17 protein-coding genes are annotated in these 25,711 nt (G+C 72.2%); 11 read left to right on the plus strand and 6 right to left on the minus strand.

Features of this window, described 5'->3' with window-relative positions; genetic code table 11:
- Nucleotides 1-48: 48 nt before the first annotated feature.
- On the minus strand, nt 49-489 hold the full coding sequence (locus AB0F13_RS10120) for an Rv3235 family protein (RefSeq protein WP_362078144.1): 441 nt from the start codon (nt 487-489) through the stop codon (nt 49-51).
- A gap of 291 nt (nt 490-780) precedes the next feature.
- Here AB0F13_RS10120 and AB0F13_RS10125 point away from each other — a divergent pair, with 291 nt between their 5' ends.
- The 4 genes from AB0F13_RS10125 (at nt 781) to AB0F13_RS10140 (ending at nt 8,578) form a co-directional block, all read left to right on the plus strand.
- The gene (locus AB0F13_RS10125; RefSeq protein ID WP_362078147.1) at nt 781-1,284 is read left to right on the plus strand and encodes a hypothetical protein; all 504 of its coding nucleotides are present in this window, start codon (nt 781-783) and stop codon (nt 1,282-1,284) included.
- A gap of 49 nt (nt 1,285-1,333) precedes the next feature.
- Entirely contained in the window at nt 1,334-1,996 is a 663-nt protein-coding gene (locus tag AB0F13_RS10130; RefSeq protein ID WP_362078810.1) for an HAD hydrolase-like protein, read from the plus strand.
- 334 nt (nt 1,997-2,330) lie between these two features.
- Nucleotides 2,331-7,337 (plus strand): NAD-glutamate dehydrogenase, encoded by a 5,007-nt coding sequence (locus AB0F13_RS10135; RefSeq protein WP_362078150.1) that lies wholly within the window; start codon nt 2,331-2,333, stop codon nt 7,335-7,337.
- An 83-nt stretch (nt 7,338-7,420) separates the two neighbouring features.
- Complete coding sequence (locus AB0F13_RS10140) at nt 7,421-8,578, plus strand: hypothetical protein (RefSeq protein ID WP_362078153.1); 1,158 nt, start codon at nt 7,421-7,423, stop codon at nt 8,576-8,578.
- On the opposite strand, the gene AB0F13_RS10145 is transcribed toward AB0F13_RS10140, so the two are convergent.
- Nucleotides 8,506-9,003, minus strand: a complete 498-nt coding sequence (locus AB0F13_RS10145) for a GtrA family protein (protein ID WP_362078813.1) — start codon at nt 9,001-9,003, stop codon at nt 8,506-8,508. The two genes, AB0F13_RS10140 and AB0F13_RS10145, sit on opposite strands and share 73 nt — an antisense overlap.
- Nucleotides 9,004-9,176: 173 nt before the next feature.
- On the opposite strand from AB0F13_RS10145, the gene AB0F13_RS10150 reads away from it, so the two are divergent.
- The 6 genes from AB0F13_RS10150 to AB0F13_RS10175 are packed head-to-tail and all read left to right on the plus strand — an operon-like array spanning nt 9,177 to nt 17,836.
- Nucleotides 9,177-10,256 (plus strand): NDP-sugar synthase, encoded by a 1,080-nt coding sequence (locus AB0F13_RS10150; protein ID WP_362078156.1) that lies wholly within the window; start codon nt 9,177-9,179, stop codon nt 10,254-10,256.
- Nucleotides 10,257-10,314: 58 nt separating this feature from the next.
- The gene (locus AB0F13_RS10155; protein WP_362078159.1) at nt 10,315-11,154 is read left to right on the plus strand and encodes a polyprenol monophosphomannose synthase; all 840 of its coding nucleotides are present in this window, start codon (nt 10,315-10,317) and stop codon (nt 11,152-11,154) included.
- Nucleotides 11,155-11,157: 3 nt separating this feature from the next.
- A complete protein-coding gene (locus AB0F13_RS10160; RefSeq protein ID WP_362078162.1) occupies nt 11,158-12,657 on the plus strand; it encodes a hypothetical protein in 1,500 nt (499 codons plus the stop codon).
- Nucleotides 12,654-13,895, plus strand: a complete 1,242-nt coding sequence (locus AB0F13_RS10165; RefSeq protein WP_362078165.1) for a glycosyltransferase family 87 protein — start codon at nt 12,654-12,656, stop codon at nt 13,893-13,895. Before AB0F13_RS10160 ends, AB0F13_RS10165 begins: the two co-directional genes overlap by 4 nt.
- A gap of 3 nt (nt 13,896-13,898) precedes the next feature.
- A complete protein-coding gene (locus tag AB0F13_RS10170) occupies nt 13,899-16,685 on the plus strand; it encodes a CDP-glycerol glycerophosphotransferase family protein (protein WP_362078168.1) in 2,787 nt (928 codons plus the stop codon).
- Complete coding sequence (locus AB0F13_RS10175; RefSeq protein WP_362078171.1) at nt 16,682-17,836, plus strand: glycosyltransferase; 1,155 nt, start codon at nt 16,682-16,684, stop codon at nt 17,834-17,836. The genes AB0F13_RS10170 and AB0F13_RS10175 overlap by 4 nt, the downstream gene beginning before the upstream one ends.
- A 209-nt stretch (nt 17,837-18,045) precedes the next feature.
- Here AB0F13_RS10175 and AB0F13_RS10180 read toward each other — a convergent pair whose 3' ends face one another.
- A complete protein-coding gene (locus AB0F13_RS10180; RefSeq protein ID WP_362078174.1) occupies nt 18,046-19,695 on the minus strand; it encodes a glycosyltransferase family 2 protein in 1,650 nt (549 codons plus the stop codon).
- A gap of 510 nt (nt 19,696-20,205) precedes the next feature.
- Between AB0F13_RS10180 and AB0F13_RS10185 the strand changes: the two genes are divergently transcribed.
- On the plus strand, nt 20,206-21,651 hold the full coding sequence (locus tag AB0F13_RS10185) for a glycosyltransferase family 39 protein (protein WP_362078177.1): 1,446 nt from the start codon (nt 20,206-20,208) through the stop codon (nt 21,649-21,651).
- A 256-nt stretch (nt 21,652-21,907) separates the two neighbouring features.
- Here AB0F13_RS10185 and AB0F13_RS10190 read toward each other — a convergent pair whose 3' ends face one another.
- From AB0F13_RS10190 to AB0F13_RS10200, 3 genes are read right to left on the minus strand one after another with little or no spacing between them, the layout of a single operon-like run.
- Nucleotides 21,908-22,789, minus strand: coding sequence for a carbohydrate ABC transporter permease (locus tag AB0F13_RS10190; protein ID WP_362078180.1), 882 nt, complete (start codon nt 22,787-22,789; stop codon nt 21,908-21,910).
- Nucleotides 22,789-24,129, minus strand: a complete 1,341-nt coding sequence (locus tag AB0F13_RS10195) for an ABC transporter permease subunit (RefSeq protein ID WP_362078182.1) — start codon at nt 24,127-24,129, stop codon at nt 22,789-22,791. The genes AB0F13_RS10190 and AB0F13_RS10195 overlap by 1 nt, the downstream gene beginning before the upstream one ends.
- 13 nt (nt 24,130-24,142) lie before the next feature.
- Nucleotides 24,143-25,558, minus strand: a complete 1,416-nt coding sequence (locus AB0F13_RS10200) for an ABC transporter substrate-binding protein (protein ID WP_362078185.1) — start codon at nt 25,556-25,558, stop codon at nt 24,143-24,145.
- Nucleotides 25,559-25,711 lie beyond the last annotated feature (153 nt).

The raw sequence follows: 25,711 nt of genomic DNA on the forward strand, positions 1-25,711 counted from the left end.
AAAGGGGCGGGACACCTCACGTGTCCCGCCCCTTCGCCGTGCGCCGGGTCAGGTCCGGGCCCCGCCCAGCTCCACGGCCGAGCAGCGCCACCGCAGGTCCGGGCAGTGCTCCAGCCGGAAGGCCAGCGCCTGGAGCCGGTCGCCGGAGGCGATGCGGGCGAACGCCTCGATCACTCCGGGCCGGGGCTGGAACTCGTCGCAGTGGCGCACGAAGGGGGCGGCGCGCTGCGGCGCCGCCGGACGCAGGGGCGCCCCTGGCGCCAGTTCCGCCAGCTGGTCGTAGGCCGGGGGCAGGGTGTGGCCGAGCATCCAGTGCACCGGCCGCTGCCCGCTGAGGGTCAGCAGCAGCCGCTCGGCGAACCAGTAGCGCGGGTGCCGCCGCTCCCGCTCGCGGCGACCGGCCGCGGGGTCGGCGCCCGGCCGCCGGGAGTCCGTACGGTGTGGTGGTGCCTGCCTGCCGGTGCCGGCGGGCCCCTTGGTCCTGTACATGCGATCGCCCCCGCGATGCCGGGCCCGGTCTGCTGTACCGGGCGGTAGCTTCGGTCGCTGATCTTCTACCGGCGCTTTCCGGCAGGCGGCAAACGGAACCGGAGCCGCCGGAAGGGCCCGCCACGTTCACCTATCCGGGGTAGCCGGGCCGTGCCGGGCGGGCACGGCACGTGACGGCGGCGTCCACCGGGCGGCCGCGCAAGCGGGCGACCGGCACTTCGAAGGGGGACTCCCCGCCCGTATGCTGGCCCCACCATCCGTAAGTCGTCAGGAATCAGGAAAGCGGCGGTCATGCGCGTCTACGTCCCTCTGACCCTCCACGGTCTCGCCGAGGCCCACAAGGCGGGCCAGCTGGGCCCGGCACCGCTGGACGCCTACGCCGTCACCCCCGCCCTGCGCGAGTGGTACGTCTCCGACGACACCGAGGAGCTGGAGTACGCGGCGCTGGGCCAGGCCGCCCTCGGCTCGCTGCGGAAGCTCGCCGCCGAGCCGCAGGCGCCGCGCCGCCGCGTGGTCGTGGCGGTCGACGTGCCGGACGGTGCGGTGACCGTCGACCCGGACCGCGGCCCGGACTGGTCGGCGTTCGGCGAGGTCCGGCTGGAGGCCTCCGTACCGTTGAAGAAGGCCGCGGCCGTGCACGTCGACGCCGGCGACGCCGAGGAGGACGTGGCCGCCGCAGCGGCCGCGCTGGGCGCGGCGGACCAGGGCGACGACGACGCGCAGTTCACGGTGGACGGCGCCGAGGACCACGAGCTGATGTGGTTCGGCGTCCAGGAGATCCCGAACCTGATCTGACCGCGTTGTCGTACCCTCCCGGTACGGTCGACGCATGGGGACGCACAGCATGGGCAAGCACGCGGCGCACATCGTCTGGGACTGGAACGGGACCCTGTTCCACGACATCGACGCGGTGATGGCGGCCACGAACGCCGCCTTCGCGGAGATCGGCCTGGAGCCCATCACCCTGGTCCGGTACCGGGAGCTGTACTGCGTGCCGATCCCGCGCTTCTACGAGCGGCTGATGGGCCGCCTGCCCACCCCGGCCGAGTGGGACCACATGGACGTGGTCTTCCACCGCCACTACCGGGACCACCACATACGCTGCGGCCTCGCGGACGGCGCCGAGTCGCTGCTGGCGGGCTGGCAGGAGGCGGGCGGCACGCAGTCGATCATGTCGATGCACGGTCACGACGACCTGGTGCCGCTGGTGCGGGGCTTCGGGATCGAGCGCAGATTCATCCGGGTAGACGGACGTACGGGCCCTTCCGGCGGCAGCAAGACCGAGCACATGGCCCGCCATCTCGCCGGGCTCGGCGGGGTCAGCGCGAGCCGTGCGGTCGTCATCGGCGACGCCGTGGACGACGCGGTCGCCGCGGCGCACGTGGGCGCCCGTGCCGTGCTGTACACGGGTGGCTCGCACAGCCGGGAGAGCCTGGTGGAGGCCGGAGTGCCGGTGGTGGACAGCCTGGCGGAGGCCGTCGCCGAGGCCGAGCGTCTCGTCGGCTGAGCCGTCGCTGTCCACAGCGTCAAAGTTCGGACCCCGGATTTGTACAGAAGACGCTCGTGACGCTTTCGGGGGGAAGAGCGATAGCCTTACCAGGTGATCAGCGCGATATCCAGCAGGGGCGCCGATGCCTCTGTCCTGCGCCCGGACCGCCATTACAGCGCCCGGGTCGCCGCTGGTCCCCGGAACCGGGTGCGGCTGACGAAATTCTTCGCCGGGAACGGCCCGGTCACCCCTCATCCCGGCATACCGTCGATGACGACCGGAGACCCCGCGTCGCGACGGGCAGCCATCACCACCTATGTCACGCAACGGCGCGCGACAGGAGCCAGAGGACATGCAGACCAAGCTGGACGAAGCCAAGGCCGATTTGCTCGAGAGGGCGGTCCGCGTCGCTGAGAACGGTCCGGCCGGAGGGCCATACCCGGCCGGTGCCAAGGGCGAGGGCGGGCTCGACCCGGAGACCCTGGCCGCCTACCTCCAGCGCTATTACCTGCACACCGCTCCCGAGGACCTCACCGGACGGGATCCGGTCGACGTCTACGGCGCGGCGATCTCGCACTACCGGCTGGCCGAGAACCGGCCGCAGGGCACCGCGAACGTGCGCGTCCACACCCCGACCGTGGAGGAGAACGGCTGGACCTCCAGCCACTCCGTGGTCGAGGTCGTCACCGACGACATGCCGTTCCTGGTCGACTCCGTCACCAACGAGCTCTCCCGGCAGAACCGCGGCATCCACGTCGTCATCCACCCGCAGGTGATCGTCCGCCGTGACGTGACCGGCCGCCTGCTGGAGGTCCTCGGCTCCGCCTGCGACGCCCACGGCTCCGGCAAGGACGCCGAGCGGCCGCACGACGCGCTCACCGAGTCCTGGATCCACGTCGAGATCGACCGCGAGACCGACCGCGACGACCTCAAGCAGATCGCCGCCGACCTGCTGCGTGTCCTCAACGACGTCCGCGAGACCGTCGAGGACTGGGGCAAGATGCGCGACGCCGCGCTGCGCATCGCCGACGGCCTGGTGGACGAGCCGACCGCCGACGTTCCGCGCACCGAGATCGAGGAGGCCCGCGAGCTGCTGCGCTGGCTGTCCGCCGATCACTTCACCTTCCTCGGCTACCGCGAGTACGAACTGACGAAGGCCGTCACCGACGGTGACGAGGAGGACGTCCTCACCGCCGTCCCCGGCACCGGTCTCGGCATCCTGCGCTCGGATCCCTCGCACACCGCCGACGGGCACCACGACGGCCACCACGCGCCGCTGGCCCGCCCCTCCTCGCCGTCCTTCAGCAGGCTCCCGGCGGACGCCCGCGCCAAGGCCCGCGAGCACAAGCTGCTCGTCCTCACCAAGGCCAACAGCCGCGCCACGGTGCACCGCCCGTCCTACCTCGACTACGTCGGGGTGAAGAAGTTCGACGCCGACGGCAACGTGGTCGGCGAGCGCCGCTTCCTGGGCCTGTTCTCCTCGGCCGCGTACACCGAGTCCGTCCGCCGCGTGCCGGTCATCCGCCGCAAGGTCGCCCAGGTGCTGGACGACGCCGGCTTCAGCCCCGACAGCCACGACGGGCGCGACCTGCTCCAGATCCTGGAGACCTACCCGCGCGACGAGCTGTTCCAGACGCCTGCCGACCAGCTGCGGTCCATCGCCACCAGCGTGCTCTACCTGCAGGAGCGCCGCCGGCTGCGGCTGTACCTGCGCCGCGACGAGTACGGGCGCTACTACTCCGCCCTGGTCTACCTGCCGCGTGACCGCTACACCACCGGCGTCCGGCTGCGCCTGATCGACATCCTCAAGGAGGAGCTCGGCGGCACCAGCGTCGACTTCACCGCCTGGAACACCGAGTCGGTCCTCTCCCGGCTGCACTTCGTCGTCCGCGTCGAGCCCGGGGCCACCCTGCCCGACCTCACCGACGCCGACGTCGAGCGCATCGAGGGCCGCCTGGTGGAGGCCGCCCGCTCCTGGGCGGACGGCTTCGCCGAGACGCTGACCGCCGAGACCGGCGAGGAGCGCTCCGCCGAGCTGCTGCGCCGCTACGGCCAGGCCTTCCCCGAGGGCTACAAGGCCGACCACAGCCCGCGCAGCGCCGTCGCCGATCTCGGTCACCTGGAGAAGCTGACCACGGCCGGCGGTGACCGCGACTTCGAGCTCAGCCTGTACGAGCCGGTCGGCGCGGCCCCCGGCGAGCGCCGCTTCAAGATCTACCGCACGGGCGAGCCGGTCTCGCTCTCCGCCGTGCTGCCGGTCCTGCACCGGCTCGGCGTCGAGGTCGTCGACGAGCGCCCGTACGAGCTGCGCTGCTCGGACCGGACGACCGCCTGGATCTACGACTTCGGGCTGCGCATGCCCGAGCACATCGAGGGCGACGACGCGCGCACCCGCTTCCAGGAGGCCTTCGCGGCGGTCTGGACGGGCGCAGCGGAGAACGACAACTTCAACAACCTGGTGCTGCGGGCCGGCCTCGACTGGCGGCAGGCGATGGTGCTGCGGGCCTACGCCAAGTACTTGCGGCAGGCCAGCTCGCCGTTCAGCCAGGCGTACATGGAGGACACCCTCAGCAACAACGTCCACACCACCCGTCTCCTGGTCAACCTGTTCGAGGCCCGGATGTCGCCCGCGCTGCAGCGCGCCGGCAACGAGCTGATCGACGGGATGCTGGAGGAGCTGGACGGCGCCCTGGACCAGGTCGCGAGCCTGGACGAGGACCGCATCCTGCGGGCCTTCCTCACCGTCATCAAGGCCACGCTGCGCACCAACCACTTCCAGCGCGACGCGGCCGGCGACCCGCACCCCTACCTGTCGATCAAGCTCGACCCGCAGGCCATCCCGGACCTGCCCGCGCCGCGCCCGGCGTTCGAGATCTGGGTCTACTCCCCGCGCGTCGAGGGTGTGCACCTGCGCTTCGGCAAGGTCGCCCGCGGTGGTCTGCGCTGGTCCGACCGGCGTGAGGACTTCCGCACCGAGATCCTCGGCCTGGTCAAGGCGCAGATGGTGAAGAACACCGTCATCGTGCCCGTCGGCGCCAAGGGCGGCTTCGTCGGCAAGCGGCTGCCGGACCCGTCCGTGGACCGCGACGCATGGCTGACCGAGGGCATCGCCTCGTACAAGACCTTCATCTCCGGTCTGCTCGACATCACCGACAACATGGTCGGCGGCGAGGTCGTGCCGCCCAAGGACGTCGTGCGCCACGACGAGGACGACACCTACCTCGTCGTCGCGGCCGACAAGGGCACCGCGACCTTCTCCGACATCGCCAACGAGGTCGCCCAGTCCTACGGCTTCTGGCTCGGTGACGCCTTCGCCTCCGGCGGCTCGGCCGGCTACGACCACAAGGGCATGGGCATCACCGCCCGCGGCGCCTGGGAGTCCGTCAAGCGCCACTTCCGGGAGCTGGGCCACAACACCCAGACCGAGGACTTCACGGTCGTCGGCGTCGGCGACATGTCCGGTGACGTGTTCGGCAACGGCATGCTGCTCTCCGAGCACATCCGTCTGGTGGCCGCCTTCGACCACCGGCACATCTTCCTCGACCCCACACCGGACGCGGCCGTCTCCTACGCCGAGCGCCGCCGCCTGTTCGAGCTGCCCCGCTCCTCCTGGGCCGACTACGACACCTCGCTGCTCTCCGCGGGCGGCGGCATCCACCCCCGTACCGCCAAGTCGATCCCGGTCAACGCGCACGTGCGCAAGGCCCTGGGCATCGAGGCGGGCGTCACCAAGATGACCCCGGCCGAGCTGATGAAGGCCATCCTCAGCTCCCCCGTGGACCTGCTGTGGAACGGCGGCATCGGCACGTACGTCAAGGCGTCCACCGAGTCGCACGCCGATGTGGGCGACAAGGCGAACGACGCCATCCGCGTCGACGGCCAGGACCTGCGCGTCAAGGTGGTCGGTGAGGGCGGCAACCTGGGCCTGACCCAGCTCGGCCGCATCGAGTTCGCCCTGTCCGGCGGGCCCGAGTCCACCGGCGCCAGGATCAACACCGACGCCATCGACAACAGCGCCGGTGTGGACACCTCCGACCACGAGGTGAACATCAAGATCCTGCTCAACTCCCTGGTCATCGACGGCGACATGACCATCAAGCAGCGCAACAAGCTGCTGGCGGAGATGACCGACGAGGTCGGCGAGCTGGTCCTGCGCAACAACTACGCGCAGAACGTCGCGCTGGCCAACGCCGTGGCCCAGGCCCCCAGCCTGCTCCACGCCCACCAGCGGATCATGCGCCGGCTCACCCGCGACGGCCACCTGGACCGAGCCCTGGAGTTCCTTCCCTCCGACCGGCAGATCCGCGAGCGGCTGTCCGCCGGTCGCGGGCTGACCCAGCCCGAGCTGGCCGTCCTCCTCGCCTACATCAAGATCACCACGGCCGAGGAGCTGCTTGCCACCGAGCTGCCCGACGACCCGTACCTGCAGCGGCTGCTGTACGCCTACTTCCCGCAGGCGCTGCGCCAGTCGTTCGGCGAGCAGATCGAGGGCCACGCACTGCGGCGCGAGATCATCACGACCGTCCTCGTCAACGACACGGTCAACTCCGGCGGCTCGACCTTCCTGCACCGCCTGCGGGAGGAGACCGGCGCCTCCCTGGAGGAGATCATCCGGGCGCAGACCGCGGCCCGTGAGATCTTCAGCCTGAACTCCGTCTGGGATGCCGTCGAGGCGCTCGACAATGTCGTCGCCGCCGACGTCCAGACCCAGATCCGGCTGCACTCGCGCCGCCTGGTCGAGCGCGGTACGCGCTGGTTGCTCAACAACCGGCCGCAGCCGCTGGAGCTGGCGGGGACCATCGAGTTCTTCCGGGACGACGTGGACACCGTCTGGAACGAGCTGCCCAAGCTGCTGCGCGGCGCCGACATGGAGTGGTGGCAGTCGATCCACGACGAGCTCACCGGCGCCGGGGTCCCCGACGAGCTGGCGACGCGGGTCGCGGGCTTCTCCTCGGCCTTCCCGGCGCTGGACATCGTGGCCACCGCGGACCGCACGGGCAAGCAGCCGCTGGACGTGGCGGAGGTCTACTACGACCTGGCCGACCGGCTGCACATCACCCAGCTGATGGACCGGATCATCGAGCTGCCGCGGGCCGACCGCTGGCAGTCCATGGCCCGCGCCTCCATCCGTGAGGACCTCTACGCGGCCCACGCGGCGCTCACCGCCGAGGTCCTGTCGGCCGGCGACGACGCCTCGACGCCGGAGCAGCGGTTCCAGGCCTGGGAGGAGCGCAATGCCGCGATCCTCACCCGGGCGCGCACGACGCTGGACGAGATCCGCGGCTCGGACGCGTTCGACCTGGCCAATCTGTCGGTGGCCATGAGGACGATGCGCACGCTGCTGCGTTCGCACAGCTGACACGTCGGCTCCGCATCCGAGTAAAAGGGGCGGCTCCGGGGAAAACCCCCGGAGCCGCCCCTTTTGCATGCTAAGAGAGACGGATGAGAGTCGTTTCGCGGCTTGTGTCCACCCCGGAGCGCCGGGAGACGACCGGCGCGGTGGCCGTCCACCTGGCCGTCGCGGGCATCGGTTTCACCGTCCTCCTGCTGATCAACCGGCATCTCGGGCATGACGTGGAGTGGCTGCTGTACCGCTGGGACAGCGGAAACTACCTGCGGGTCGCCGAGCGCGGCTATCCCAGCTTCATCCCCTATCGCCCCGACGGGACGCCCGAGTACAGCCGGCTCGCCTTCTTCCCGCTCGTTCCCGCGCTGATCCGGGGCGTCCATCTGCTGACCGGCCTGTCCTACGCCTACGCCGGAGTGCTGATCTCCTGGTGCGCGGCGACGGTGGCCGCGGCCGGCGTCCACCGGCTCGTACGGTCGGCCGGGGGTACGGCCGGTGCCGGGTACGCGTGCGTGGCGCTTTGGTCCTGCTCGCCGTACGCCTTCGCGCTGTGGGTGCCGTATTCGGAGGCGGTCTTCAGTGCGTTCCTGGTGTGGGCCCTGGTGGCGCTGATGGCCGGGCGGTGGCTGACGGCCGGTGTGCTGTGCCTGCTGGCCGGCGCGGTGCGGCCGACGGCGGTGGTGCTGATCGCCACGCTGGTGCTGACCGCTGCCTGGGCGCTGCTGCACGGGCGGGGCGGCCGGCGGCCGTGGGCGGCGCTCGCGCTGGCGCCGCTGGGGCTGCTGGCCGGATGGCTGTACCTGGGGAGCCGGGTGGGCCGCTGGGACGGCTGGTTCGAGGCGGAGCGGGCCTGGGGGCAGTCCTTCGACCTCGGCATCAGTACGGTGCGGTTCGCCGGGGACCTGCTGATCTACCGCGACCCCCGGACCGCGATGGACATCCGGCACGCCGCCGTGCTCGCCGTGGTGTTGCTGACGGCCGTCGCGGTGCTGGCCCTGGCGCTGGACCGGGGCGTGCCGCGGGTGCTGGTCGTGCTGGTCGCCGGGGCCTGGGTGCTGATGATGGGAACGCCCGGCTCCCATTACTCCAAACCACGCTTCATGCTGCCGTTCCTGCCGGTTCTGCTGCTATTGGTGGCCCGGCCGCTCGCGCGTGCTCCGCTTGGCGTGCGGATCTGTCTCTACGGTGGAGGTGCGGTGGTCTCGGGGTGGTACGCGGCCGGGTTGCTCGTGCTGTTCGAGGGCTCGCCGTGACTGGAGTCGTGCCGGGCGCCGTGGCCGGGCAGGGCTCTGAAGACCCAGGCCCGGTAGGACCAGAAGCGGAACAGGGTGGCCGTGCCGATGCCCAGGAACTTGAAGAGGTTGCCGAGCAGCGGGCCGCCCCAGCCGAAGCCGTAGGTGGCGATGTAGAGCACGCCGTTCTCGATGACCAGGCCGATGACGCTGAAGACCGCGAAGAGGGCGATCTCCCTGCTGCGGTGGCTCTTGTCGCGGTCGCGGTAGGTGAAGTAGCGCAGCCCCAGATAGTTGAAGGCGATGGCGACCACGGTCGCGATCACGCTGCACCGCACCACCGGCAGTCCGGTGGCCCCCCGGCACACGTTGAAGACGCCGAGGTTGACGAAGATTCCCAGCCCGCCCACCGTCCCGAACTTCGCGAACTCGTGTCCGAGTGCCACCAGGCGGGCCCGGCCGGACGGGCGCTTCTCCCTCGAGTGCGTCGGTTGCAAGGGCTTCTCCCGTACGGTCGCCACGCGCAGCGGACATTTCACGTAGACAGCAGATTGTAGTGTAAATTGCCGCAAAAACTGACGCAGTGCGACGAGGTGACCACAGTGGGCGAGGAGTCGGCATGACAGAGGCGGTACTGCTCGTCGGCGGCAAGGGCACTCGGCTCCAGCCGCTCACCATCAATACGCCCAAACCGATGGTCCCGGCCGCCGGAGTGCCCTTCCTCGCGCACCAGCTGGCCCGCGCCAGAGCCGCCGGCGTCGATCACGTCGTGCTGGCCACCTCCTACCTCGCCGAGGTCTTCGAGCCCTACTTCGGCGACGGCTCCGCCCACGGGATCCGGCTCACCTACGTCCATGAGCACGAGCCCCTCGGCACGGGCGGGGCGATCCGCCACGCCTCCCGGGCCCTGACGGCCGGCCCGGGCGAGCCCGTGCTCGTCTTCAACGGCGACATCCTCACCGGCCTCGACATCGCCGGCCTGCTGCTGCGCCACCAACGGGCCCAGGCCGACGTCACCCTGCACCTGACACGGGTCGCCGACCCGCGGGCCTTCGGGCTCGTCCCCACCGACGCCGACGGCCGTGTCCTGGCCTTCACCGAGAAGCCGCGCCACCCCGACGAGATCGTCACCGACCAGATCAACGCCGGCTGCTACGTCTTCCGCCGCGAGATCATCGACTCCATCCCCGCCGGCCGCCCGGTCTCCGTCGAGCGCGAGACCTTCCCCGGGCTGCTGGCCGCCCGCGCGCTGCTGCACGGCGTGGTCGACGCCTCGTACTGGCTGGACCTGGGCCGCCCCGCCTCCTTCGTCCAGGCCTCCGCCGACCTCGTACGCGGCATCGTGCGCTCACCGGCCGTCCCCGGCGGCCCCGGCGAGTACCTCGTGCTGCCCGGCGCCCACGTCGAGAGCGGGGCCAGGCTCGGCGGCGGCACGGTCGTCGGGGCCGGGGCGCACGTCGCGGCGGACGCCGAGGTCGAGGGATCGGTCGTCCTGGACGGTGCCCGCATCGAGGCGGGCGCGCGGGTACGGGCGTCGATGGTCGGCACCGGCGCCCGGGTGGGCCCGCGGACGGTGCTCGACGGCGCGGTGATCGGCGACCACTCCGAGATCGGCGCGGACAACGAACTGCGCGAAGGGGCCCGCATCTGGTGCGGCACCGCCATCCCCGACGCCGCCATCCGCTTCTCCGCCGTGTGACCGGTGCCTGTTTTTGAACAATCGTTTGGTACGCCCTCCCCGTCGCAAGGACCAGCCCATGAGTTCCCCGCGCACCCCCGCCGCCCCGCCCCCGCTGCCCGCCGAGTGGGGCCGCACACCACTGACCGTGGTGATGCCCACGTACAACGAGGCACAGAACCTGCCCACCATGGCCGAGTCGCTCATGGGCCTCCCCCTGGAAGGCCTGCGGCTGCTGGTCGTCGACGACAACAGCCCCGACGGCACCGGAACCGTCGCCGAGCAGCTCGCCGACAAGTACAACGAGGCCGAGCGGCGCGACGAGACCGGCCGCATCCGCATGGGCGTCCTGCACCGCACCACCAAGGACGGACTCGGCCGCGCCTACGCGGCCGGTATGGAGCGCGCCGTCACCGAGGGCGCCGCCTACGTCCTGCAGATGGACGCCGACGGCAGCCACCCCGCCGACAAGATCGCCGAGATGCTGGGCGTCGCCCTGGCCACCGGCGCGGACGTCGTCGTCGGCAGCCGGTACGTCCCCGGAGGCACCCTCTCCGACGCCTGGAAGGCCCACCGCAAGCTGCTCTCCCGCTGGGCCAACGCCTACGCCAGCGGCATCCTCGGCACCCGCGTCCGCGACATCACCGGCGGCTTCAACCTGTGGAGCGCGAACGCGCTGCGCACCATTGACCTGAGCAGCGTCGACAGCACGGGCTACAGCTTCCAGGTCGAGACCAAGTACCGCGCGCTACGGGCCGGGTTCACCGTCATGGAGGTGCCGATCCACTTCGAGGACCGCACCGCAGGGGAGTCGAAGATGGATCTGGCCGTACAGCTCGAATCCGTGGCCATGCCCTGGCGGCTGCGTGCGAAGGCCCTCCGCGCGACGGCGGCCGGCACCGGCAAGCACACCCGCTGACCCGTGACCCCGGCCATGGCCTTCAGGGCGAGCCTCCCGCACCGGGCGGCCGCCGTCGCGGCCCTGCTGCTGGCCGTTCTGCTGCTGCTCATGGTGGTCCGGCTGCCGTGGTCCGGTGACCTGGGGATGCACGGCGCGGTGCTGGAGCGGTTGCGGACGGACCTGCTGCACCCGGGCAACCCCCTGGTGGACGCGGACACCACCAGCGCCTACTACTCCCCCTGGGCGGTCGCGCTCGCCCTGGTGGCGACGGCGAGCGGCTGGGGCACCTTCGGAGTCCTGAGGCTGGCCGCCCTCATCGGCCTCGCGCTGCTCGGCACGGGGACCGGGGCGTTCGTGCGGACCTTCACCCGCCGGCGGGCGGCTGTTCCGCTGGCGTTTCTGTGCGTCCTGCTGCTGTACGGAGTGCGCGTCTTCGCCTGGAGCGGAGTGCCGGGTCTCAGCTCGCTGTGTCTGACCCTCGCCTATCCCAGCACCTTCGCCCTGGGCCTGGCCCTGCACCTGTGGGCGCTGCTGCGCCGGGGGCTGCAGGAGGCGTGGGGGCTGCCGGCGTTCCTGGGGCTGGGGATGCTGCTGGCGGGGGTGCTGCTGAGCCATCAGTTCACGGGGGCAGTCGCGGTGCTGGGCGTCGTCGCCCTGCTGCTGGGGGCGCGGCCCCGGCCGGGCCGGGAGCTGTGGCCGCGGGTGGGTGCGGGCGGGCTCCTGGCGTCGGCGGTGCTGCTGTGCTGGCCGTACTACTCCTTCGTGGCACTGCTGGGCGGCGGGCTGGACGCGATCCACCGGCCCCTCTACAGCCATCTGGCGGCACGGTTCTGTCTGGTGTCGCTGGGGGTGCCCGCCCTGGTCGCGCGCTGGCGGCGCGACCACCGGGATCCGCTGGTGCTCCTCTTCGCCCTCGCCGCCGTGGTCTTCGCGGCCGGCTGGCTGAGCGGGCACTACGCCTGGGGGCGCGTCCTGCCCGGCGTGCTGATCCCCGCGCAGCTCGCCGTCGCCGTCGAGGCCGCCGGGGCGGGGAGCGGCGGGCTGCGGCGGGCGCTGCCGGCCGTGACGGCGGCGGCCCTGCTGGCGGGGGCGTGGACGCAGGCCGGGGTGTTGTCCTACGTCCTGCGGAGGGACGCCATCCCGCCCGGGCTGCGTGAGGCGCATGTCATCGGTGTGTGGCCGGGGTTCGGCTGGGCGGCGGCGCGGGTGCCCAAGGGGGCGACGGTGATGACGGACGACTTCTACGCCCTGCGCACACTGCCCGCGTACGGCCCCTACACCGTCGCCCCCGCCTACCCCGACCTGTTCCTCCGCGACGAGAAGCGGCGCCGGGACGCGACGCGCCGCTACTTCGCCCCTGCCACTTCCCGGGCCGAACGGCTCGGCATCCTCAAGGAGTACGGCGTGCGATGGGTGCTGCAGAAGAACGGCGGCGCAGGCCTGCCCCCGGACGACCCCGCGCTCAGGAGGACGGCCCGGGGTCCGGGCGGGCTCGCGCTGCTGGAGGTCGTCGGACCGTGACCGCCGCCGGAGCCCCTGCGCCGCCCGCCTGCGCCGCCGACTTCGCCGGCTGGCTGCGCGGCCGCGCCCCGCGGCCGGTGCTGACCGCGGCGCTGCTGCTGTTCACGCTGAGCTCGATCCGGGCGTACGCCAAGGACCGTACGGGCATCGACAACGCCGTGGTGGTGCGGGCGGCCAGCACCCTGCTGGAGGGCGGCTCGCCGTACGCGGACAAGCGGTTCCTGTATCTGCCGGGGGCGGTGTTCGCGGCGGTTCCCCAGACTCTCTTCCCGGTGCGGGTGCTGTTCTACGCCGTGCCGGTGGTGACCGGCGCGCTGGTGGCGGTGGGTGCGGTGCTGGCGCTGCGGATCTTCGGGGTGCGGGCGGACAGCCGGCTGGCGGCGGCGATGGCGGTGGGCATCGCGCTCTTCCTGCCGTTCCACAGCCTCGTCTTCCTCGGCAACTGGACGGCGGCCTCGGCGGTGGCCTTCCCGGCGGCGCTGCTGCTGGCGCGGCGCGGGCGGTGGTCCGGGGCCGGCGCGGTGGTCGGGGCGGCCATCGCGCTGAAGCCGATGCTCGTACCGCTGCTGCTGATGTTCTTCCTCGCCCGGCGGTGGCGGGCGCTGGGCTGGGCGGTGGCGATTCCGGTCGGAATCTCCCTGGCGGCGGCGTCGGCCATGCCACGGCCGGGGCTGTTCTTCACCCGGACGCTGCCCTTCCTGTTGCATGGCCAGGATGCGTACGCACGTCCGTACGACGCCTCGTGGCCGGCCGTCCTGCCCCGGCTGGGGGTGCCGCACCTGCTGGCCTTCGGGCTCGCGGCGCTGGTGGGGGCGGCGGTGCTGTGCTTCGCGCGGATGAGGTGGCGGGGCGGAGGCGAGGCGGGGCTGCGGCTGGTGGAGTGCGCCTCGTTGCTGATGCTGGCGGCGTTCGTGGTCTCGCGTCCCTCGTTCCTGAACTACGCGCTGGTCGTGGTCCCTTCGCTGGCCGCCTCGGTGGTGGAGCGGGCGGCGGCGGTGCGGTCGGTGTGGTTCTGGATGCCTCTGGTGCCGCAGCTGGGCGGGGTGCCCTGGCCGGGGCTGGACACCGCGCAGCGGCACGCGTTCCGGGACGTCGTGATGTTCGGGGGGCTGGCGGCGGTGCTGGCCCTGACGGCCTGGCGGGAGCGGTGCGGGAGCGACCGGGGGGTCACTGTCAGTGGTGGTGATTACTCTCTGTGTAGTGCCGCCGCGTCTCGCGCCGACTCCGAAGTGAGGTGACGTATGTCCACTGCCGACGTCAGCGTCGTCGTGATCGTCTACAACGACGCCGAGCGACTGCCCCGCGCCGTGCGCTCGGTCCTCGGCCAGTCGCTGCGCAACCTCGAAGTGATCATCGTCGACGACTGCTCGACGGACGGCACCCACGCCGTCGCCCGGGAACTGGCCGCAGCCGACCCTCGCGTGCGCTGCCTGCGGCTGCCGGCCAACAGCGGCGGCTGCGGTGCCCCGCGCAACGCCGGCATCGACGCCGCCCGGGCACCGCACGTGATGTTCCTCGACAGCGACGACGAACTGCCCTACCACTCCTGCAAGTCACTGCTGCTGGCCGCCGAGGAGACCGGCGCCGACTTCGTCACCGGCGAGGTCACCCGGCTCTTCGAGGAGACCGGCACGACCGGCCTGTGGTACCCCGAGCTCTTCCAGGACGCCCGCCTCGTCGACGGCATCCGCGCGGCACCCGAGTACTTCCAGGACCACCTCTCCACCAACAAGCTCTACCGCACCGACTTCATCGCCCGGCACCACCTGCGCTTCCCCGAGGACCTGCACTACGAGGACCAGCTCTTCACCGCCAAGGCCTTCACCCTGGCCCGGGCCTTCGCCGTCGTCCCGTGGCCCGTCTACACCTGGCGGCTCGCCGGCGACCCGGCCGCCGGCCCGTCCATCTCCTCCAGCCGGCACAAGATCCAGAATGTGGCCGACCGCATCACGGTGGCCCGGCTCATCGACACCTTCCTGGACGAGACGGGCAACGCCGCCCTCAGACCGGCCAAGGACACCAAGTTCCTCACGCACGACCTGCGCCTCTACCTCGGCGACCTGCCCTTCAGAGACCACGGCTGGACCGAGGAGTTCGCCGCCACGGTCACGCCCTACCTGGACGGCGTCGCCGCGCAGGCCTTCGAGGCGGTGCCGCGCGAACAGCAGATCTGCCAGTACCTGCTGCGCGCCGGCCGCCTCGCGGAGGCCGCCGAGTGCGCGCGCACGCTGGACCGGCCCCTGCTCGCCCCCCGCCACGCCGTGCGGGACGCCACCGGGCGCACGTACTGGGGGCGCACCCCGCCCGAGGACGAACGGGCCGCCGCTGCACTGGACATCAGCGCGTGGCGACTGCACGACCAGCCCTTCGCCACCGGCCCCGTGCGGCACGAGGTGACGCGGCTCGACCCGGCGGGGCCGTGCCTGCGCATCTCCCTGCGCACCTACGACCCGGCGCGGCTGCTGGGCGGCACCGCGCCCGTCCTGGCGGAGCTGCGCGTCGCCACCACCACGGAGCCGCTCACCGTGCCGTTCCGCTACGCCCCCGCCGGGGAAGGCACCGACGCGGAGGTACGCACGGCCGAGATCGAGCTGAACCTGCGCCGGGTACCGGTCGGCCCCAAGGGCTTCCGCGGACGACGGCACCCCCTGGTCGTCCTGAACCGGCTGGGCCTGACCCGCAGCGACCCGCTCCTGGCCCCCGCCGGGCTGCCGCCCCTGCGCGCGCGAGTGGGCCTGCACGCGGTGCGCGCCGGTTGCGAGGGCCAGGGCGCGGGACGGCTGGAGCTCACCTGGGAGCGCGCGGGCGTCCTCGGCCGCGCCGAGACCGTGGCACCCGGCCTGTCGCCCGTGCGCCGCCGCGTCCACCGGCTGACCCGCCGGGTCACCGGGCCCCGGGCCAAGGCCCTGACCTACCACGAACTGCAGAAGCTGCCCATCGACGACGGCCTGGTCGTCTTCGAGGCCCTGGAGGGCCGCGGCTACGCCGACAGTCCCCGCTACATCCACGAGGAACTGCTGCGCCGCGGGCTCCCGCTGCGCGCCGTCTGGTCGTACTCCGGCAGCCGCTCCTCCTACCCCGAGGGCGTCGAACTGATCAGACGCGGCAGCTGGGAGTACGTCCGCACGGTCGCCCGGGCGCGCTACTGGGTGGACTCGCACGGCTTCCCGGTGCTCTTTCCCAAACGGCAGGGCACGCGGTATCTGCAGACCTGGCACGGCCAGGCCTTCAAGCACATGGGCTTCGACACCCCCGAACTGCGGCTCGCGGGCGCCGAACGGCAGCGGCAGCACCACGAGATGGTGGCCCGCTGGGACGCGTTGATCTGTCCCAGTCAGGAGTTCGAGCGGACGTTCGTGCGCGCCAACGCGTACGACGGAGAGCTGCTGCGCACCGGCCTGCCCCGCAACGACGTCCTCGTCCGGTGGAACGACCCGGCGCAACGCGACCGCGCCGCCGCCGCCCGCGAGCGGCTGCAGATCCCCGACGGGCGCAAGGTACTGCTCTACGCACCCACCTTCCGCGACGTGGCGCGCGGCAGCGGCGAGTCCATCCGGGTGGACCTGGCGGAGCTGGTACGCGAGACGGGCGAGGAGTGGACGGTCGTGGTCCGGCCGCACTACTACGAGCGGTTCACCGTCCCGCGCGAACTGGGGCACGCGCTGCGCGACGGAAGAGAGTTCAGCGACCTCAACGACCTGCTGCTCGCCTCGGACGCGCTGCTCACGGACTACTCGTCGGTGATGTTCGACTACGCCAACCTCGGCCGGCCCATCCTGCTGTACGCCGACGACTACGTGGGCTACCGCTCCCTCTCCCGCGGGACCTACTACGACCTGGCGGACATCGCCCCCGGCCCACTCCTCACCACGACGCGCGAACTGGCCGCCGCGCTGCGGGATCCGGCGGAGCTGCGCGAGCGGTGGGCCGGGGCGTACGCGCGCTTCCAGGCGCGGTTCAACCCCCATGAGACCGGGCGGTCCAGCAAGGCCGTGGTCGACCTGTTCTTCGAGGGGAGCGCCCGGTGAAGCGAAGGCACCTCTTCCTGGTCGGCATCGACGTCGACTCCATGGGCGGCTCCCAGCGGGTCCTGCACACCCTCGCCCAGGGCTTCGCCGAGCGCGGCCACGACACCGAGCTGATCGGCATCCGCCCCAGCCCCGAGCCCCACACCTACCTCGCCCACCCGGCGTACCGGCGCACCACGCTCTATGACGGGCCCGCACCGCCCGCCTGGCAGGCCGCCTCCCTGGCCGAGCGGCTGAGCCCGGCCCGGCTGCGCCGGGTGCGCGGCGAGCGGGCGGCACGGGCCCGGGCGCGGCGGCGGCTGGCCCGGCGGTTCGCGGCGGTGCCGGAGGGCGGTGAGGGCCTGGTGATCGTCGGCTCGCCCTGGGCGGCGGTGTGGCTGGACTCCGTCGAGTGGCCGCCGTACCTCAGGGCCATCGGGCAGTACCACGAGTCCTTCCTGCAGGCCTGTCACACCGTCAACCTCCGGTTGATCCTGCAGTATTACCCGGCCCTGGAGAAGGCGGTTTTCCTCAGCGAGGCGGACGCGGCGGAGTTCCGCCGCAGACGGCTGCCGAACGCCGTCGTGATGCCCAACCCCCTGCCCTTCGCCCCCCTCGGGCCGGCATCGCTGGAGACCCGGCGGGTGGGCGCGGTCGGGCGGCTCGATCCGGTCAAGCGCCTGGACCGGCTGCTCGACGCCTTCGCCGCGGCCTGCCCCGCCCACCCCGGCTGGGAGCTGCACTTCTTCGGCGACGGCCCTTTGGAGCCGGAGCTGCGGGAGCGGGCGGTACGTCTCGGCGTCGGCGAGCGAGTGTGCTTCCGGGGCGGCGTCCGCGACATGGCCGCCGCCTACCGGGAGCTGTCGGTGGTGGCTCTCACCAGCGAGCGCGAAGGCCGCCCCATGGCCCTCGCGGAGGCCTCCGCGGCCGGAGTGCCCTGCGTGAGCTTCGACCTGTCGGGCGGAGTGCGGGAACTGGTCGGGCACGGCCGTACGGGGATCCTCGTGCCGCACGGCGACACGGCGGCGTTCGGGGCGGCACTGGGGGAGCTGATGGAGGACGGCGAGCTGCGGCGGCGTTACGGGCGGGCGGCGCGCGAGCATGTCGCGCCGCTGGCGCTGCCGGCGGTGCTGGACCGGTGGGAGGCGCTGTTCGAGGAGGTCGACCGCTGATGCGCGCGCGTCGTTTCCTTCCCCGGCCCCGTCCTGTCACCTCCCCCAGCTACCGCTGGGAGGCGCCATGTTCTGAAGCGCCGGGCGGGCTTGATTCCGCTGCCGGTCCGGGCACGGATCCGGCCCGGTTCCGGGCAACGGATCAACCCGTCGAGCGCTTGAGAACATGGGGCCCGGGCGCGGAGCCTCCGCTCACGGGCAGGGACGGGTCAGGGAAGCAGCCCCCGTCCCAGCCGGCGCAGCCTGCGCAGCGCGATGCCGAGCGCGCATCGCGCACCCGGCGCGAGCCGCAGCGCGAGCGAGCCGCCGGCCGTGGCGCGGCACCGCACCAGCAGCACGCCGTACCGCCCGCTGGCCAGGACGGCCGACCGCGGACCACCGTCACCGGTGCGCACGGCCCGCACGGCCGTCCGCAGGGTGCCGCCGTGCGCGCAGCGGATACGGACGCGGATGTCCCACGCCTGCGGGACGCCGCGCGTGCGGTCCAGGGCGGCCAGCGTGCCGAGGCCCAGAGGGAGGGCCGCGGTCCAGGCGGAGCCCTCCGCGGCCAGCGCAAGGGTGTGTTCCACGACCGTACTGCCGTCCCGCAGCCGGAGTTCGATGTCGATGGTGTGCGGTTGGGCCGCCGCCAGGCGGCCGTAGAGGTCGTGGACGCGCAGGCGCAGTTCGGCGTGCGAGCCGTAACCCGTGCGCAGGGCCGCGTCGACGGTGACCGGCAGTCGGCGGGCCGGCTTCGCACCGGGGCCGGTGAGCCCGTCGAGCGGCACCTGGGGCAGGTCCGGCGCCCAGACCGGCCGGCCCGCCACCTCGGCGTACGGGGGGAGCAGCCGGGCGGGGCAGGCGGCCAGCTGGGCCAGGCGGTCGAGATCGCGCGGGGCCTCGGAGGCCAGCACGACCCGGGCGATCCAGCGGGCCGGAGCCCGGGCGGCGCACAGGTCGGCCTCGTCGTAGGCGGCCAGAGCGGCGCGGGCCTCGTGCCACCAGGCGCGCCGGTAGGCGGGGTCGTGGGCGGGCAGTTCGCGGGCGTACATGCGCAGGTCGTGGTCGAGGAACTTCACGCGTGCCGCGCGGGCGAGCGGTTTGCTTCCGGCGTCGAGATAGACCTCCACGCCGCGCTGGTGGGCCAGGACGCGCGCCTGCCAGTTGGTGATCCGGCCGCGGTCCAGGGAGATCGACTGCCGGGTCGCGTCCCGTCGCACATGCCAGATGTAGACGGGGTCGGGGACGGTCGCCACGCGCGGGCCCGCCGCGAGGACCCGGGCGGTGAAGACGAAGTCCTCATACGGGAAGGCGCCTTCGGGGAAGGTGATGCCGTGCCCGGTGAGGAAGGCGCGGGCGTAGAGCTTGTTGACGCAGAGGGTGTCGTGCAGCAGCGCGGGGTGCGCCTCGGGCGAGCCGTGGACGGCGGCGCGCCGGTAGAGGCCGGGCTGCCAGGGCGTGTCGCGCCGCCGGGGGAGCTCGCGGCGTACGCACAGGCCCGCCGCGACGGGGACGTCGTGCTGCAGCGCGGCGCGCAGCAGTGCGTCCACGGCTCCTTGGGGCAGCACGTCGTCGCTGTCCAGGAACATCACATACGGCGCGGTGGCGGCCCGTACGCCGTCGTTGCGGGGGGTGCCGCAGCCGCCGCTGTTGACGGTGCGGTGGATGACCCGAAGGCGCGGTTCGTGCTCGGCCAGCCGGTCGAGGACGGCGCCGGTGCGGTCCGTCGAGGCGTCGTCCACGGCGATGACCTCGGCGACGACCGGGCCCTGCCCGAGGGCGGAGCGGACGGCGTGACCGACGTGCCCGGCATCGTCGTAGCCGATGACGATCACGCTGACCTGTGCGGCGGCAGGGGTTCCGCTCCCGTTCACTGTCATGGAACGCAGCTTTACCCAAAAAGTGTGACAAACCAGATCATTCTTCACCCGTGCGTGGAAGGCGGGAATGGGGAAGGGGCGGAGATGGGACGGATGGCACAGCGGTCGGGGCCCGGGGAGGAACGCCGGAAGGAGCGCCGGGAGGAGTGCCGGGAGGAGTGTGGGGCGGGACCCGGGGAGGAACGTCGGGAGGAGCGCGGGAAGGGACACCGGGAGGCGCCCCGGTCGGCACCTGAGGATGCGCCTCGGGCGACACAGCGAGCGACACAGCCGTTGGCACCTCGGGCGACACCTCGGGCGACACCTCAGGTGGCACGGCCGGTGGCACGGCCGGTGGCACGGCCGGTGGCACGGCCGGTGGCGCCTCGGGCGGCACCTTGGACGGTTCCTCGGGTGGCACTTCGGGCGGCACCTCAGTCGGCACCTCGGGCGGTTCCTTGGGCGGTGCTGAGACCGGTCGGGCGGAGGCCCGCGTTCCCCTCACTGCCGGGGTCCGCGACGGCCGTGCTCGTGGCCGCCGTGCCGGCCGGCGTCATGCTGCTGCTCGGGCTGTGGGGGCTGGACCGGGGCACGATGTGGCGGGACGAGGGGGCCACCTTCCAGGTGGCTCGCCGCTCGCTGCCGGAGATCGGGCATCTGCTCGGCAGCATCGATGCCGTGCACGGCCTGTACTACCTGCTGATGCACCCCGTCCTGGCCCTGCGGGCCGACGAGACGGCACTGAGGCTGCCGTCCGTCGCGGCGGCGGCCGCCACCGCCGCCCTGGTCGCCGTCATCGGCAGCCGCCTGGCCCGGCCCCGGGTGGGCCTGTGGGCGGGGCTGCTGTACGCGGTCACGCCGTTCGTCAGCCACTACGCCCAGGAGGGCCGCTCGTATGCGCTGGTTGCGGCGGGCGCCGCGCTGGCCACCTGGCTCCTGATACGGGCGGCCGAGAACGACTCACCGTACGGGCGGTGGGCGGCCTACGCCGCGGTGGTCGCGGTCACGGCGCTGCTGCACGAGTTCGCCGTCCTGCTGCTCGCCGCGCACGCCGTGACGCTGCTCGCCTCGCGCGTGCCCTGGCGCGTCCTGGGTCGCTGGGGCTGCGCGGCCGCGGGGGTGTGCGTGGTCCTGGCACCGCTGGTCGTGGTCTCCCGCCGTCAGGGCGAACAGGTCTCATGGATCCGTACCCCCGGCTACGAGCAGGCCGAGGCCCTCCTCTACGCCTTCGCCGGGCCCGGCGAGGCCGTCGTGACCGTCACCGTCCTCCTGGCCGTCGTCGCCCTGCTCGTCCCGCTGCCCCGCACCGAGCGGCTCGGGCTGAACGCGGTCGCCCTGCCGCTGGCCGTCGTCCCGCCGGTCCTGCTCTACGCCGCCTCGCAGCGGCAGCCGCTGTTCCTCGACCGGTACCTGCTGTTCAGCCTGGCGGGTGTGCCGCTGCTCGCCGCGGCCGGCGCCGAACGGCTGCTGGGGTTCCTGCCGTGGCGGCGGGTGGTGACGGCCGCCGGAGTGACCGCCGTCGCGGTGGCGTTCGTCACCCAGCTTCCCTTTCACGAGCGTGAGCGGCTTCCGGCCGGTCGGGGGGACGAACTCGCCCGCGTTGCCGCGGTGGTGGGGCGGGTGGCTCAGCATGGCGACGCGGTGCTGTTCCTGCCGCTCCACGAGCGCCGCACAGCGCTGGCGTACCCGCGGGACTTCTCCGGGCTGCGCGATCTCACGCTTGGGCAGTCGCCGGCTGCTTCCGGCACGCTCTTCGGCGAGGAGGTCGGGGCCGAGGAACTGGCGGCTCGTATGCGGCGGCTTCCCGCGCGGCAGCGGGTATGGGTGGTGGCGGACACGACAACGGTCGGTACGCCGTGGTTCCGGGCGCAGCGGGCGGAGGCGGCGAAGGTGAGGGTGCTGCGGGACGGGGGGTGGCGGGAGGAGTCGGTGGTGTTCGTGCGGGGTGGTGCGGTTTCGTTGTACGTGCGCCGATAGGGGGGGCCGCGCGGTGTGCGTACTCCGGGGGAAGTTGCCCCTGCCCCGCCCTTTCACCGTTTCTTGTCCTCAAGCGCCGGACGGGCTGGGTGTGTCCTGGTTCTCAAGCGCTGGAGGGCTGGGTGTGCCTTGGTTCTCAAGCGCCGGACGGGCTGGGTGTGCCCTGGTCCTCAAGCGCCCGAGGGGCTGGGTGTGTCCTGGTCCTCAAGCGCCGGGCGGCGCGATTCGCGTCCGTCCGGCGCTCGAGGGCAAGAGGTCACTTGACCGCGCCCGCCATCACCCCGCTCACGAACTGGCGCTGGAAGGCGAAGAAGACCGCGAGTGGCACGATCATCGAGAGGAAGGCGCCCGAGGCGAGGACGTCCACGTTGTCGCCGAACTGGCGGACCTGCTGCTGCAGGGCGACCGTGATCGGCGGGTTGCCGCTGTCCGCGAAGATCAGGGCGACCAGCATGTCGTTCCAGACCCACAGGAACTGGAAGATGCCCAGTGAGGCGATGGCCGGCCCGCCCAGCGGCAGTACGACGCGGGTGAACAGCCGCAGTTCGCCGGCCCCGTCCAGGCGCGCCGCCTCCAGGAGCTCGCGCGGGATCTCCGCGAAGAAGTTGCGCAGCAGGAACACCGCGAACGGCAGCCCGAAGGCGGCGTGGAAGAGGACGACGCCCACCGTGGACTCGAAGATGCCCAGCAGGTTGAAGAGCTTGGCCACGGGAATGAGCGCGACCTGCACCGGGACCACCAGCAGTCCCACGACCACCATGAACCACCAGTCTCGGCCGGGGAAGTCCAGCCAGGCGAAGGCGTACCCCGCGAGGGCGCCGATGAGGATCACCAGCACCGTCGCCGGGACGGTGATCAGGGCGGTGGTCAGGAGGGAGTGCATGACCTTGTCGTTGCCGAAGAGGTTGCTGTAGCTCTCCGTGGTGAGCTGGGCGGGATGGCTCAAGACCTGCCACCACCCCGAGTCCGCGATGTCGGACTTGTCGCGCAGTGAGGACAGCAGCAGTCCCACCGTCGGCATCAGCCACAACAGCGCGACCACGATGAGGAAGACGCGCGTCGTGCCCCCGCCGAGGCGGGCGACGATCCGGGCCGGCAGCGACTGCTCGGCCTTGACGACCGTGCTCGTGGTGGCCATCACCGGCCCTCCCTCTCCTTGCGAATCCGGCGGATGTTCACGATGACCACCGGTGTGACGAGCAGCAGCAGGAAGACGGCGATGGCGCTGCCCACGCCCTGGTTGACGTCGGTGCCGAAGGACGACTGGTAGAGCTGCAGCGCGAGGACGTTGGCGTTGTCGAGGCTGGAGCCGGGCGCGATGATGTAGACGAGGTCGAAGATCTTCAGCACGTTGATCATGAGTGTGACGACGACGACCGCGAGGACCGGCGCCAACAGGGGCACCGTCACCCGCCGGAAGACCTGCCACTCGTTCGCGCCGTCGACCCGCGCCGCCTCCAACAGCTCGCGCGGCACGCTCGCCAGGCCCGCCGCGATGAGGACCATCGCGAAGCCCGCCCACATCCAGATGTAGGCCCCGATGATGGCCGGCGTCACCAGCGAGGGGCCCAGCCAGTCGACGCCGTTGTAGGCCGAGGCGAAGTTCGCTGCGGGCAGGCGCAGCCGGGCGCCGTCCGCGGAGGGGGGCAGGGTGAAGGTCCCGTCGGAGTCCGTCGTGGCCGAGGCGACGGACCTGCCGTCCTTGACCGCCTCCACCGTGATGCCCGCCAGCGCCCGCTCACCCGCGTCGATCTTGCCGGCGGTCCCGCCGCCGCCCCGGGTGAAGTCCATCCACACCGTGCCGGTGACCTTCCCGGCCATGTCCCGCGCGGGTATCGCCTCCTTCGCGCCGCCCACGTCCTCCGGCTTCACGGCGACCAGCGGCAGCGCGACCGCCGTCCCGGCCCGTACCGCCGTCTTCGTGGTGTACGAGCCGCCGCTGCTCGCCGCGAGGTCCCCGGTCGGGCGGGGGCGGGCGCCCGGGTAGGGAGCGGGGGCGGCGAAGGTGTCGTGGATGCCGACCCACACCGCGTTCGCGACGCCGCGGTCCGGGTTCTGCTCGTACACCAGACGGAAGATGATGCCCGCCGCGAGCATCGAGATGGCCATCGGCATGAAGACGACCAGCTTGAACGCCGTGCCCCAGCGCACCCTTTCGGTGAGCACGGCGAAGATCAGGCCGAGGGAGGTGGCGACGGCCGGGGCGACGACGACCCAGATGACGTTGTTCTTCAGGGCCGTGCGGATGCGTTCGTCGGTGAAGACCTCCTGGTAGTTGTCGGCGCCGACGAAGCCGTCGCCCGAGGCGTCGAAGAGGCTGCGGTAGACGGAGTAGCCGATGGGGTAGACGACGAGGGCGCCGAGCAGGGCCAGCGCGGGCAGCAGGAAGCAGGCGGCCACCCAGGGACGGGTGCCCAGCACGCTCTTGCGCTTGCCGGCCGGTGCGGCCGGCGGTGGGGGAGCGGTCGCGGTGGTCACGGTGCCGGTCCCGTCAGCTCTTGAACGCCTTGGCCGCGTCGGACTCCAGCCGCTGCTGGGTGCCCTCCACGTCACCGGGGTTGCGCAGGAAGTCCTGCAGCTGCTTCCACTCGCCCTGGCCGGGCTTGCCGCCGAACGAGGCGGGGGCCTGGTCGGACATGTCGAAGCGGAAGTCGTCCCCGGCCGCTACGAGCGCCTTGGCGATCGAGCGCAGCACGTCGTCGGGGTAGGCGGCCGGGTCGAGGTTCTTGTTGGCCGATACAAAACCGCCCTCCTTCGCCCAGATCCCCGCGGCGTCGGAGGAGGCCAGGAACGTCAGCAGCGCCTGCGCGGCCTGGCCGTCCTTGAGCGCCACGCCCACGTCACCGCCGGTCACCACGGGGGAGCGGCTGCCCACCGCCGGGAACGGGAAGACCTTGGCATCCGTGCCGATCCTCGCCTTGGCGCCGGTGATGTTGGCCGCCGCGAAGTCGCCCTCGAAGACCATGGCGGCCTTCGCCTTCTCGCCGCCGGAGAAGGTCTGGGTGACGGAGGTGGGGAACTGGGTCTGCAGCGCGCCGTCGTTGCCGCCCGTCAGCAGTTCCTTCTTGCCGAAGAGCTGGCCGAGGGTGGTCAGCGCGTCCTTCACGGACGCGTCCGTCCACTTGATCTTGTGCTGGGCGAGCTGGTCGTACTTCTCCCGGCCCGCCTGCGAGAGATAGATGTTCTCGAACCAGTCGGTGAGGGTCCAGGCGTCCGCCCCGCCGACCGAGACGGGGGCGATGCCGTAGTCGGCGATGGCCTGCGCGGTGCTCAGGAACTCCGGCCAGGTTTTGGGTTCCTTGGCGCCCGCCGCGGCGAAGACCTTGGTGTTGTACCAGACGAGGGACTTGTTGGTCGCTTTGAAGTACACACCGTACTGCTTGCCCTCGTACGAGCCGAGCTCCCGCCAGCCCTTGGCGAAGTTCTTTTCGAGTTGCGCCGTGACATCACCGCTGAGCGGCTTGAGCCAGCCCTTCTGCGCGAATTCCCGCAGGACACCGGGCTGTTGCAGCATCGCCACGTCCGGCGGGTCGCCGCCGGCCACCTTCGAGCCGACGAAGGCGGACATGTCGTCGCCGCTGGGCACGAAGGAGACCTCGGCTCCCGTGCGCTTGGCGAACTCGTCCAGCACCTTGGTGAAGCTCTTCTGCTCGGCGCCCGTCCAGACGGCCGTCACCTTGAGCTTCTGGCCGTCGAGTTTGGGGAGTTGGACGGTATGGGGGATGACGTCGGACTTGCCCGGCACCGGCGAGGAGGATTGTTTGCCGCCGTCCTCCTTGCCCCCGTCGCTGTCACCGCACCCCGTGGCGGCGAGGGCCAGGGCCCCCGCCGAGGCCAGCGCGAGTATGCTCCTTGCCGCGCGTGTCGCGCGGGTCGTGCCCAGCGATGTACGTGTTGCCGTGCGCATGGCCGTACCTCCTGTGCCCGGTCCCCGTAGACGGCCTCGCCGCACGTCACCCCCGGCGTATGGCCGCACTCCCGTGCGACAGTCCTACGCCCGGTCACGAGCTGCCGCAATACCGTCTCCGGTGTCAACTCGCCTATCGTGACCGGGCTGTGA

Origin of the sequence: Streptomyces sp. NPDC026206, from assembly GCF_040638465.1 — a bacterium.
Lineage (GTDB): Bacteria > Actinomycetota > Actinomycetes > Streptomycetales > Streptomycetaceae > Streptomyces.